The following is an 11066-nucleotide window of genomic DNA, read 5'->3' on the forward strand; positions in this document are numbered from 1 at the left end:
AGTGGGCAGAAAGACACTTTACATCGCTCATCACCCCCCGACGAGTGATCTTCACCCCAAGCGTTGACATCAAATGCGCACTTCACGACACTGCCATCAACATCACCTGCTACAACCGCGACGGCAAAGTGATCAAGAACGTGACCTCGGGCGACGGCGGCGACGTTGAGGACCCTGACAACACCGACGGAGGCAGTGGCAGCTCATTGTGGCAGCATTGTCTGCTATTGCTACAACTCTCGGAGTGACGAGTTGTATGGTAGTGAAACAATACGTGTGACGATTGGTTAATATACGAAACGGTGCTGAGGCAACTGCCTCGGCACCGCTTTCATTTTGCGAATGATAATGTCCCACACACCCCTTTTCCACACAAGAAGAAGGGTCTCCTGCCAAGGCTTTTCCCACCATGACACAGAAGACCCACTTGCTCTTCAACCTATAAAAATTGCCTGAAGAAGAGAGGATTACCGACGAGGACCGCGACGACGAGCTTGCTTCATCTCCTCATACTTTTTCTTCTGCTCGTCGGTGAGCACGGCGTTGACCTCTTTGTCTATCTTCTCAAACTCAGCACGCATCTCCTCACGTGTGGGGCGTGTGCCTTCCTGACGCTTCGACTCGAATCCCTTGTAGATGTCGATTATCTTCTTCTGCTGCTCGGCAGTGAGGTCAAGAGCCTTTGCCATATGTTCTACACGCTCTTCTGTTGACATTCGTCGAGGACCGCCTTCACGCTGTGCCGACATGGTGCCTGCGCCCAAAAGGACTGCCAAGGCAAATACAAAAATTTTCTTCATAATGTTCCTTTTTTATTGTTACTAATTTAATTATTTCGATGCATCATTTTTTATTATCTTGTCACAAACATCAGATGAATGTTGCTTTTGGTTATATGACTGACAAAAGGGTAAAAGGTTTAATCGCACAGCAGTAGTATTTAGGATGAATTAACACTTAGGCGTCATGTTCCTTTGTTTACAAGGTGCTGAGTAGTTACGTCATGGGGAGCGATGAGTTAATTTATGCAAACGAGAAGGCAAATTGTCAGGTGAGGCTCCTCAAAAGTAAAACCATTTTCGTAACTTTGCAGCATGGATAGAGAAAAAGTTCAGAGGATCAGCATACAACATTACAGTTCGCCATGCGGTGAACTCGTCTTAGCTTCGATGGGCCATGAGCTGTGTCTGTGCGACTGGAGCGGAATGGCGTGTGCCAAACGAAACATACGCAGGATTGGGCGATATATGAATGTGGATTTCCGAGTAGAGTCTTCCCCAGTCGTCGAACAGACAAAGAGGCAGCTTGACGACTATTTCGCAGGCCACCGCAAGACGTTCGATATACCTCTGCATCCCTTCGGTACTGATTTTCAGCTCCTGGTATGGAGGGCGTTGGTCGACATCCCATACGGGGAAACGAGGACATATATGGAGATAGCCACCAAGATCGGCAATGCGAAGGGAGTAAGGGCTGTGGCACAAGCCATCGGTGCCAACGACATCGACATTCTTATCCCCTGCCATCGTGTCATTGGCAGCAACCATTCAATGACTGGCTACACAGGAGGATTGGACAAGAAGAAGTTCCTGATAGAACTGGAGAGAAGATGACGAAGGTACCTTCATCGCTTGACGAAGGTACCTTGCCCAAAACGGGTGTTTTTTTGGCTCTACAGATTTGTGTGGGTTATCCACGGACATAATCTGTAGAGCCAATTTTGGTGAATCTCTGTAATTCCACTTAGTGTAGCATTCACTATAAAATTTTCATTATTATTAGAATTGCAGAAAGCATTTTGATAGATAACTTTGACTGTACCATTCAAATTCACAGTGCCATTAAAGTTACGGAATGCAGCATCAGAAATTTCATAACAATCAAGATCATTGATTGTCAAATTGAGCCATCCATCGCCACATCTCTCAAAAGCACTTTCTCCAATAGATGTTACATTATTAAAACTTACATCAGAAGTCAATTTTGGCAACCATAAAAAGCATACTGCCCTATGACTTAGACTAGAAAAAGTTGTCACTTTAGGAGGCAAAAGAAGTGACAACTATTTCTAGTCTAAGTCACCAAGAGTCTTTCTGCCTTTATAGCCCGCTATCCCTCGCTGCATGCCATCCGCCTGTCGATGTCCGACTATCGTGAGCAGGACTTGATGACTAATGTGCCGCTATATGCCGCTAATATGGAGGATATTTGTTTATAGCGTGCTTAAACCGTTCTATGAGACCTACTTTAAGCACGCCATAAACAGAAAACAACACGTGTTTTATTAAGTTTTGGCACTTTAATTTTGTAATATCTTAGATTTGTATTAACTTTGCAACCTAATTATATAAAAAACATAATATTACTCCCTTTGGTATGAAGGACAATATTACAGAAGTTAAGGAGGTTGAGTAATATAAGAATGAAAATAAAATGAAAGAGATAATTGATTTCCTGCTCGACCTATCGCGCAATAATAATAAGGAGTGGTTTAATGCCAACAAGCGACGCTATCAGGAGGTATTGTCGCGTTGGAATGAGTTTTGCGGAGAACTTATTCAGGCAGTAGGACAATATGACCCAGACATTGCCCTACTCTCTGTAAAGGACTGCACCTATCGCATCTATCGCGACACACGTTTCAGTGCCGACAAAAGTCCTTACAAGACTCATTTTGGAGTGTTCTTGTCAAAAGGCGGCAAGAAATCCATGCACGCCGGATATTACTTCCATGTGGGAACAGGAACAGGGAATGAATACCCTCATTGCCACATGATAGCATCGGGCAACTATTGCTTTGAGCCTCGCGTCGTAAAGATGCTTCGCGAGGATATCAGCTTCGGTTGGGAGGAGTTCAAGGAGGATGTGCTTGATGTTGCTCACCCTTCGTTCAAGGTGGATATGGACGGAGCGCTGAAGCGAGTGCCAAAGGATTATCCCGCTGACGCCCCATACGCCGACTTCATGCGTCTTAAAAGTTATTCATTGGTTACATATCTCGACGACGATTTCATTCTCCAGCCCGACCTTGTAACTCGTGTGGCAGAACTGTTCAAAACCGTAAAGCCCTTCAACGACTATATCAACCGCGCTGTGGATTTCGAGAAGGATTGACAAGGTATGAAATACGGACGGATGGAATGATTAAATACATTGAATCAGCATGATAAAAATGAATGACTAAGACATTATGGACAATATCTCTCATTTCCGTTCGCTCGACGAACTGATACGTGCCTTGGACAGGGAGCGAAAGTTGCTGCATGCTCTCTTCCAGGACAGGAAGCGGCTGTCGTTCCGATACGACCTGGCACGTGAATTGGCCAGTAAGAGGGACGAGAGCATTGAGTTTCTGCGCCGCTACGGCATCATACGTGAGAATGCCGACTTCGTGGAGTTGGAGGATGTCTATCTCTCCTTCTTTGAGGAAGTGCTGGAGGTGAACGAGGACATCAACGTGGCGAGCGTGAAGGAGAGCATCGACTCGCTGAACAATGCCATCGACTATTATCTCAGCGAGAACAACCCAAGCAGGAAATACGGCTACCTGCGCGACGTGAAGCGGATGCTCCGCAAGATAGCGTTGACAACGCTAAGGAATGTCATCGACCTGAAACGCAACATCGACAACACCTACAAGAACGAGCCTACCTTCGCCATCAAGAAAAAGAAACTCGTCCATTTAGATGAGAAGCGGCATGACATAGCTGTGCTGATAAACGAGTGTGAGCGGGTGATTGACGAAAAGCAGACCACGTTCTTCATAGTTGCCATGGACGTGCAGCTGAAGGAGATAGTGACCGACGTGAAGTTGCAGTTGCGCGAGGTGTATCACAATCTGCTGGAACTTGACCGCCAGATTATCAACTACTTGAATCTGATAGAATATCAGAACCGACTGTTCCAGAAAGTGCAGAAGCTGAAATATCTGCACGACCAAATGTTGTTGGACACAAATACCGACATCAGGGCAAAGCTCTCGGCGAGAAACCCCGTTTGGATGGAGCCTCGCCCACGTTATCCGCTAAAGGTCTCCTTGTCGATGCTGCGCAATACGGAAGAGGGACTGAAAATCGTCCAGGATATTGCCAAAGGAAAAGGCAACAGCCGCCTGAAGAAAGGCAACCTGGCAGAACCATTGACTGCTGAGGAACTTACCGAGCAGCGACAGATGCTCCAGATGGTTGATATAAGTGAGGTGAAGAATGCCTTCATGGCATCAGGCGACCACCTCTTCCATTTCATTATGAACTATTCCAACTACAGAATTCCCATGGACGATGAAGCCAAGTTGGTGCTGTTCTGTCAGATTGCCACACAATATCTCGACGAAATGCAAATTTCGGCAGAATATCGCCAATTCGGCAATATGGAATATCCAATGATTTTTTCTAAACAAAGTTGACAAGTAAACAAGTTGACAAGTAAACAAGTTATATGCGATGACGGTAACAACTCGTCAACTTGTCAACTAAAAATAATAATTATGCGTTATACGAAAGAAATATTCGACATACTGAGCAAGGGCGGATTCATCTCCCAGAACTCCATATCACAGCAGCGGTCGCACCTCTACGATGCGATAGAGGATGACTTTGAAAGTTATCAGGAGTACTACCGTGGCATAGGCTTCCTGCTCGAAGGCGGCAACGGCTACTATTATTTCTCGCGCACAGAAAACAAGGTTGACCTTGCCGACAAGGTGCAGCGTCTTGCCCTATGGATTGACCGTGTGGATTTCCTCAAGACTTTCAACAATACCTTTGCTTCGGGATTCTCCTTCCAGAAGTCAAACATCTTAGAGCAATTCTCCAGCGACATCGAGCTGAAGGAAAAGGCACGCAACCTCTATCCCGAAGTGAAAACCAACGAAGAGAAGATGGAGAAACTCATCGCCGACCTGGAGCGGCAAGGCTTTGTGGAGTTGGAGAATGAGCTTGACGGCACCTACAAGGTGACTGCCGCATTCCACTATATCGAAGAATTGATAGATTGTCTCACCATCATTGAAACAGAAGAAGCATGAGAGCATTACGGAAAATCATTTTCATCAACAGTGCCAACATACGTTATGCCGAGGTGAAGTTGGACGGCAATGTGCATTTCATCGGCACGCAGGGAGTGGGCAAGAGTACACTTCTCCGCGCAATCCTGTTCTTTTATAATGCCGACAAGCTACATCTTGGCATCCCCAAGGAGATGAAATCGTTCGACGAGTTCTATCTTCCTCATGCCAATTCCTATATGGTCTATGAGGTGGAGCATGAGCATGGCCCCTTCTCCATCCTTGTATTCCGTTCGTCAGGCCGGGCATGCTACAGGTTTGTGGATGCTGCCTATCAGAAAGAGTGGATAGTGGATGAACATGGCGAGGTGACGGCAGAGAGCAAGGTGATACGTGAGCGGTTGAACGGAGTGTTTATGAGCAAGATAATCGACCGCTACGAGCAGTATCGCGATATCATCTACGGCAACCGTCAGGCTGTGGGCAAGGAGTTCGTGCGCTTCCAACTGATGGAGAGCAACCGCTATCAGAATATTCCGCGCAGCATTCAGAACGTGTTCCTCAACTCACGCCTCGACGCCAATTTCATCAAGGACATTATCATCCGCTCGATGAGTGAGGAGGAGGCTAATATTGACTTGGGATATTTCCGACGTCAGGTGGCTGACTTTGAACAGGAATACCGCGACATCTCCTGCTGGTACAAGCAGAACCAAAAGGGAGAATCGGTGGTAAGGAAACAGGCTGAGGCTGTGGTAAAGGCGTACCATGAGTTGCTCTATATAAAACAGCAAATCACAGACTTATGCGGCGAACTGAAATATGCCGAGCGCATATCACGCGAGCGGCTTCCCCTTATCGAGGCAAAGATTGCCGAGCTTATGCAGGAGCAGGAGAAGCAAAAACGACTGCTCGAGGAACTGCAGCAGAAGCATGATGCGGAGAAATCGAGCCTCAACCAGGAACAAGGTGTCGTAAACGAAAAACTGAAACGACTGAAGGAACGTCGTGACTTCTATGCCAAGGAGCAGATAGGGGAAGTAATCAAACGATACGACAAGGAGCAAGGCGTGAAAGCGGAACTGGACACACTCAAGGAGAGACTCGCCGAACTTACCGCACGCTTCAACGATATCACGACAAAGTACAAGGCACTTTGTCAGAACGTCACCAACCAATTGGAGACATTCCGACACGCACAGCAGGAACGCATTCTCTTCGAAGGTCAAGACAAACAGAAGACGGACGAGCGTCTTCTCAACGAATACAACACGGCACGCACTGAGATAGAATTCTCATTCAAAGAGAAGATTGCCACCGCGTCGGCTTCGATGGAAAGCATACGCTCTGAGCAGAACGATTGTGAAAAGGAACTCTTGAAACTAAAGTATCTCAATCCATTTAAAGAAGAGAAGGATGCCCTGAACAGTCAGCTTAACGAACTGAGTCTTAAGGATAAGGAACTGCAAGGCACAATAGCTGCCAAGACAGCGGAGATTAACCGACTTCAGGCAGAATATGACAAGCAGGAGGTGGAGACTCTTGCCAAACATCAACGCCAGATGGATGAAAAGCAGGCGCAAATGGATTCACTCAAAGAGCAGATTGCCGAGATTGACAAGATGCTCGACCGCACGAAAGGCTCTCTGTATGAATGGCTCGAAGAAAACAAAAAGGACTGGGAGAAGAACATCGGAAAGGTGATCAATGAGGAAAAGGTGCTCTATCAGACAGGTCTGCATCCACAGAAAGCTGAGGGTACGTCATTGTATGGAGTGAGACTGGACCTTGCCGACCTTCCGCTTAACGTAAGGAAGCCCAAGCAACTGCAAGAAGAGAAGACGGCACTGGAAAACAAAGGGAATGGTGTCAAGGCTGAGCTGAATAGACTGCAGGAGAAAAGGGAGAAAGCCATCGGGGACTTGAAACATCAGTTTAGTCCGAAAGTGAAGGAACTCAGACAGAAGAAGTCGATTGCCGAGGCTGAGCTGAACATGATTCCACAGCAACGAAAAGCCATACGAGTAAAGATAGATGACTTTGAAGCCAAGGGCAAGACTCTCATTGAACAGCGACAGCAGGAACTGAACACCCGTCAGCTGGAGTTGGCTCACAGCATGACAGAGGCACAAGCGCATCTTGAAAAAATGAATGCCGACAAACAAAAGCAAATCACCGCGGCACAAAAGAAATATGACGAGGCAAAGAGGAATAACGAAAAGGGCCATACGGAACGAGTGGAAGATATTCGGGCTGAAACCAAGCTCCGCGAGAAAGAAGCCGAGGCAGAACTGATGAAACTAAGGCAGATGGAGGTGGAGGAACTGAAAGGACGTGGCGCAGACACGGCTTTAGTGGAAGACTGCAAGACAAAGATACTGTCCTCGGAGAATGAACTGAGGTATATCGAGCAGCATCGCAAGTTAGTGTATGACTACCGTCATGACAAGGAGGAACTCTTCGACCAGGAAGAGAACCTCAAGACCCTAAAGAGGATGCTTGCCGACAAACTCTCGCAACTGAACGGGAAATACGCACTGCGCAAGCAGAAGCACGACGGTCAGTTGACCGCCATCGCCAGAGAACTGAGCGGACGAAGGGACGAGAAGCTGCGACTGGAAGAGGAACTGACAAAGGCAGAGCGTTTCGCCCACGACGAGAATATCTGTCCGCCAATGCTAACTGATGCAAGGGAGAAGCAGACTCTGCGCACTCCCGGACAGGCCGTTGACGAACTCACAAGCATTATCGTGTCAAGACAGAAATGCCAAAACCTGTTTAAGCAGGGAGTCAATGTGTTCAAAGCCAATTTCTCGGCGAAGAACACCTTCAACTTCCGCACCGAACTGACCCTCGACGAGGATTACCTTGACTTCGCCAACAACCTCGACGACTTCCTCATCAACAACAAACTTGAGGAATACCGCCGCAGGACCAGCGAACGCTATGTGGACATACTCGCCCGTGTGTCGAAAGAGATGGGCGAACTGACACGCCACGAGTCGGACGTTGACAAGATTATCCATGACATCAATAATGATTTCAAGGAGCGTAACTTCGTGGGGGTCATAAAGCTGATAGCACTCCAGTCGGTGCCGTCAGCCGACAAGATGGTGCAACTGATGAAGCGCATCAAGGAGTTCAACGACGACAACCAGTTTGCTATGGGCGAGATGAACCTCTTCTCCACCGCTAATCGTGAGGAGGTGAACCAGAAGGCGGTAGTTCATCTGCTCGACTTCATGAAGTCGCTCTCCGACAATCCCCAACGCCAATTCCTTTCGCTCTCCGACCTCTTCCAGCTTCAGTTTCGCATCATAGAGAACGACAACGATACGGGCTGGGCAGACAAACTCTCGCATGTGGGCAGCGAGGGGACGGACACACTCGTAAAGGCGATGATCAACATCATGCTCATCAACGTGTTCAAGGCGAAGGTGAGCCGCAAGTTCGGCGACTTCCTCATCCATTGCATGATGGACGAGATAGGTAAGCTGCATCCGCAGAACGTGAAAGGCATACTCGACTTTGCCAACGCACGCAACATCCTGCTCATCAACTCATCGCCCACCACATACAATGTGACCGACTACCGCTATACCTATCTTCTGCAGAAGGACGGCAAGTCGAAGACCATCATTCATCCACTCATCTCACAACTATGAAGATAACCACTGCACTCATCGACAAACTCATCCGCTTGCGCAATGGAGAGTCGCTGCCAGCCAGCCAACTGCGAGGAGAATGGGTTGACGAGATGCTAAGCGAAGGCATCCTTGTAAGCACCTCGTATGGCAGTCGCAGAACACTCCGTGCCCCCCTACCCCACCCTTTCTGTCAAGCCTTGTCTGCTATGGACGAGAGGCTGGCTGACTTGAGTCAGATGAGGGAGATGCTATTATCAGAGGAGGCATTACGTGCCAAACAAGCCGCAACAACTGGCAACTCCAAACTGCTGACCGTACGCTCCTGTCCAGGCTTTCCCGTCAACTCCTACGAGCCGATTGTATGCAGTCTGCATGGTCAGAAGTTCGTGGTTAGTCCAGAGGAAGGAAGTTTCCTGTTTGTGACTGATTGGCAGGAGTTCAGCATTCCGGAGGATGTTGTGGTTGTAGGCATAGAGAACATGGAGAACTTCCGCTTTATCCGCCAGCAACGCACATTGTTTGAACAATTCATTGGAAGCACGCAACTGCTCTTTGTCTCACGCTATCCGCAATCCACCGACCTCGTCTCGTGGTTGCAACACATTCCCAACCGATATGTACATTTCGGCGACTTCGACCTTGCCGGCATCCATATCTTCCTTACCGAGTTTCATATACACTTAGGCGAACGCTCCTTGTTCCTTATTCCCGAAGACATTGAGGCAAGGCTGTCCCGCGGTTCAAGAGAACGGTACGACAGTCAGTACTGTCATTTCCGTCATCTGCATTGCGACAATCCTTCCCTGCAACACCTGATAGACCTTATTAATAAATATCACAGGTGTTACGACCAGGAAGGATATATCACATACTTAAGTTTCGCATGTGCTCAACTTTTTGGAAGTTAAGGAGTTTTGTTCACTTTATACAAGTACTAATTATGAGAAAGAAAAGCAGAGAAATGGATGCCTCCTGGGCACTTGAAGTGATGGACAAGGCACCATATATGACAGTGAGTATGACAGATGCCGACGGGATGCCTTATTCCGTTCCCTTGTCTTTGGCTCGCACCGACGAGAATACGTTTTATTTCCATTGCGCCATCGAGGGAAAGAAGTTGGACATACTGCGGACAAATCCGCATGTATGCCTGAATGCTGTAAGCAAATGCAAGCCCACGGTAGGCCCGAAGGACGGCAGTTTTACATTGGAATTCAAGTCGGCCATAGCATTTGGCAAGGCTGAGATGGTTACGGATGATGAGGAGAAACGTGAGGCTCTTCGCGCCATTTGCCAACGTTTTCTACCCAATCACATGGATGCTTTTGACGCCGCCGTGGAACGTAGCATGTCGCGCACAGCTGTTGTACGCATCACACTTACTGAACCTCCTGTTGGCAAGCGCAAGCAGTATGATGCCAACGGCGATGAAATGAAATACGGACGGATGGTATAATTAAATACATTGGTTGCCACTATCTACGATTAAATATGAGTAACATACGTTTTGCTATAATAATGGGAGCCACATCTGGCATCGGTTATGAGGTGGCTAGAATAGATGATTCCACGGTCAATTTGGATAAGAATGAGAGTGAGATGAAAGAAGTTGCCAAAAGCCTTGTCTTGCAAACGTAGAGTAATCATCACCTACGATGAAGAAAAGATAATTGAAGATGAATATGGAGTGATTGAGGTTATTCCATGTTGGAAATGGTTGATTCAACAGTAAAAAAACATGAAATTGGACACATTGCCAAGGCCATAAACATCGACGTAATGAAAGACGACTTCAAGACCAAAGCCACATCCATTCCCATGGCAACCCGAAGCGCATACGTACTGTCACAAGACTACCCTTTATTTCTGCATTTCTCACACAATCCCTTTATGATATATTCTGACTCGATGACAGTAAAGGTATCGGGAATCGGTACTTGTGGAATCATAATGTTGTCAAGGCAGATGGTCTTGTGGCATTTGATGCACGTCAGGTGAACGTGTCCCTGATGATGAAGTTCATTCCCGCCTTCTTTCAAGTCGCATCGGCACAGACAATATTTCTGTTTGCCAGAGCCATCATCAACATGGTGAAGGATGTGGTTTTCAGCAAACAAGGTCAATGTACGATAGACAGAGGATTCGTCCATATAAGGCATCTTCTCCATAATATCAGAAAACGCGAAAGTACCTTGCACGGTTTCGTGCAAGGTTTGGAGTACAAGCAGACGATTCGCGGTCGAGCGAATCCCTGCTTGTTCTAGTATTTCTTTATATTTTTGATTCACCTTAATTCCGCAACACTTTGATTTAACTTTATTTATAAGTTCCTGAGCAACAAAAAGTTGCTCAGGATTTTGCCATGTCAGATTTTTCACTTATCTTAGTGTTGCAAATCAAAACAAGCGTAAATC

General features: G+C 47.1%; 11 protein-coding genes and 1 pseudogene. 9 read left to right on the plus strand and 3 right to left on the minus strand.

Annotation, left to right across the window (positions count from 1 at the left end; genetic code table 11):
- Positions 1–20: 20 nt before the first annotated feature.
- Positions 21–248: pseudogene (locus tag CIK99_RS09360) on the plus strand (hypothetical protein); the annotation flags it as partial.
- On the plus strand, positions 227–280 hold the full coding sequence (locus tag CIK99_RS16055; protein ID WP_371591010.1) for a hypothetical protein: 54 nt from the start codon (positions 227–229) through the stop codon (positions 278–280). The pseudogene CIK99_RS09360 and the gene CIK99_RS16055, both read left to right, overlap by 22 nt.
- Positions 281–467: 187 nt before the next feature.
- On the opposite strand, the gene CIK99_RS09365 is transcribed toward CIK99_RS16055, so the two are convergent.
- Positions 468–800: a Spy/CpxP family protein refolding chaperone gene (locus CIK99_RS09365; protein ID WP_144007948.1), complete on the minus strand. Its 333-nt coding sequence runs from the start codon at positions 798–800 to the stop codon at positions 468–470.
- Positions 801–1094: 294 nt separating this feature from the next.
- On the opposite strand from CIK99_RS09365, the gene CIK99_RS09370 reads away from it, so the two are divergent.
- Entirely contained in the window at positions 1095–1613 is a 519-nt protein-coding gene (locus CIK99_RS09370; RefSeq protein WP_094381266.1) for a methylated-DNA--[protein]-cysteine S-methyltransferase, read from the plus strand.
- A gap of 59 nt (positions 1614–1672) precedes the next feature.
- Here CIK99_RS09370 and CIK99_RS16060 read toward each other — a convergent pair whose 3' ends face one another.
- On the minus strand, positions 1673–2038 hold the full coding sequence (locus CIK99_RS16060; protein WP_371591011.1) for a leucine-rich repeat protein: 366 nt from the start codon (positions 2036–2038) through the stop codon (positions 1673–1675).
- A 395-nt stretch (positions 2039–2433) separates the two neighbouring features.
- Between CIK99_RS16060 and CIK99_RS09380 the strand changes: the two genes are divergently transcribed.
- From CIK99_RS09380 to CIK99_RS09405, 6 genes are all read left to right on the plus strand, one after another.
- A complete protein-coding gene (locus CIK99_RS09380) occupies positions 2434–3114 on the plus strand; it encodes a DUF2461 domain-containing protein (protein WP_094381268.1) in 681 nt (226 codons plus the stop codon).
- Between the two features lie 76 nt (positions 3115–3190).
- On the plus strand, positions 3191–4405 hold the full coding sequence (locus CIK99_RS09385) for a hypothetical protein (protein ID WP_371591009.1): 1215 nt from the start codon (positions 3191–3193) through the stop codon (positions 4403–4405).
- 81 nt (positions 4406–4486) lie between these two features.
- Complete coding sequence (locus tag CIK99_RS09390; RefSeq protein WP_094381269.1) at positions 4487–5026, plus strand: hypothetical protein; 540 nt, start codon at positions 4487–4489, stop codon at positions 5024–5026.
- On the plus strand, positions 5023–8670 hold the full coding sequence (locus CIK99_RS09395) for an ATP-binding protein (RefSeq protein WP_094381270.1): 3648 nt from the start codon (positions 5023–5025) through the stop codon (positions 8668–8670). Before CIK99_RS09390 ends, CIK99_RS09395 begins: the two co-directional genes overlap by 4 nt.
- Positions 8667–9560, plus strand: a complete 894-nt coding sequence (locus CIK99_RS09400; RefSeq protein ID WP_094381271.1) for a hypothetical protein — start codon at positions 8667–8669, stop codon at positions 9558–9560. Before CIK99_RS09395 ends, CIK99_RS09400 begins: the two co-directional genes overlap by 4 nt.
- A 32-nt stretch (positions 9561–9592) precedes the next feature.
- The gene (locus tag CIK99_RS09405) at positions 9593–10108 is read left to right on the plus strand and encodes a pyridoxamine 5'-phosphate oxidase family protein (protein ID WP_094381272.1); all 516 of its coding nucleotides are present in this window, start codon (positions 9593–9595) and stop codon (positions 10106–10108) included.
- 397 nt (positions 10109–10505) lie between these two features.
- On the opposite strand, the gene CIK99_RS09410 is transcribed toward CIK99_RS09405, so the two are convergent.
- Positions 10506–11030, minus strand: coding sequence for a Fur family transcriptional regulator (locus CIK99_RS09410; RefSeq protein WP_094381273.1), 525 nt, complete (start codon positions 11028–11030; stop codon positions 10506–10508).
- Positions 11031–11066 lie beyond the last annotated feature (36 nt).

Source organism: Prevotella sp. P5-92 (genome assembly GCF_002251245.1).
Lineage (GTDB): Bacteria > Bacteroidota > Bacteroidia > Bacteroidales > Bacteroidaceae > Prevotella.

What these genes read in the sequence shown, in the direction of transcription:
- CIK99_RS09395 (WP_094381270.1), top strand. Translation starts at nt 5,023, where the DNA reads ATGAGAGCATTACGGAAAATCATTTTCATCAACAGTGCCAACATACGT.
- CIK99_RS09390 (WP_094381269.1), top strand. Translation starts at nt 4,487, where the DNA reads ATGCGTTATACGAAAGAAATATTCGACATACTGAGCAAGGGCGGATTC.
- CIK99_RS09400 (WP_094381271.1), top strand. Translation starts at nt 8,667, where the DNA reads ATGAAGATAACCACTGCACTCATCGACAAACTCATCCGCTTGCGCAAT.
- CIK99_RS09380 (WP_094381268.1), top strand. Translation starts at nt 2,434, where the DNA reads ATGAAAGAGATAATTGATTTCCTGCTCGACCTATCGCGCAATAATAAT.
- CIK99_RS09365 (WP_144007948.1), bottom strand. Translation starts at nt 800, where the DNA reads ATGAAGAAAATTTTTGTATTTGCCTTGGCAGTCCTTTTGGGCGCAGGC.
- CIK99_RS09370 (WP_094381266.1), top strand. Translation starts at nt 1,095, where the DNA reads ATGGATAGAGAAAAAGTTCAGAGGATCAGCATACAACATTACAGTTCG.
- CIK99_RS09405 (WP_094381272.1), top strand. Translation starts at nt 9,593, where the DNA reads ATGAGAAAGAAAAGCAGAGAAATGGATGCCTCCTGGGCACTTGAAGTG.
- CIK99_RS09385 (WP_371591009.1), top strand. Translation starts at nt 3,191, where the DNA reads ATGGACAATATCTCTCATTTCCGTTCGCTCGACGAACTGATACGTGCC.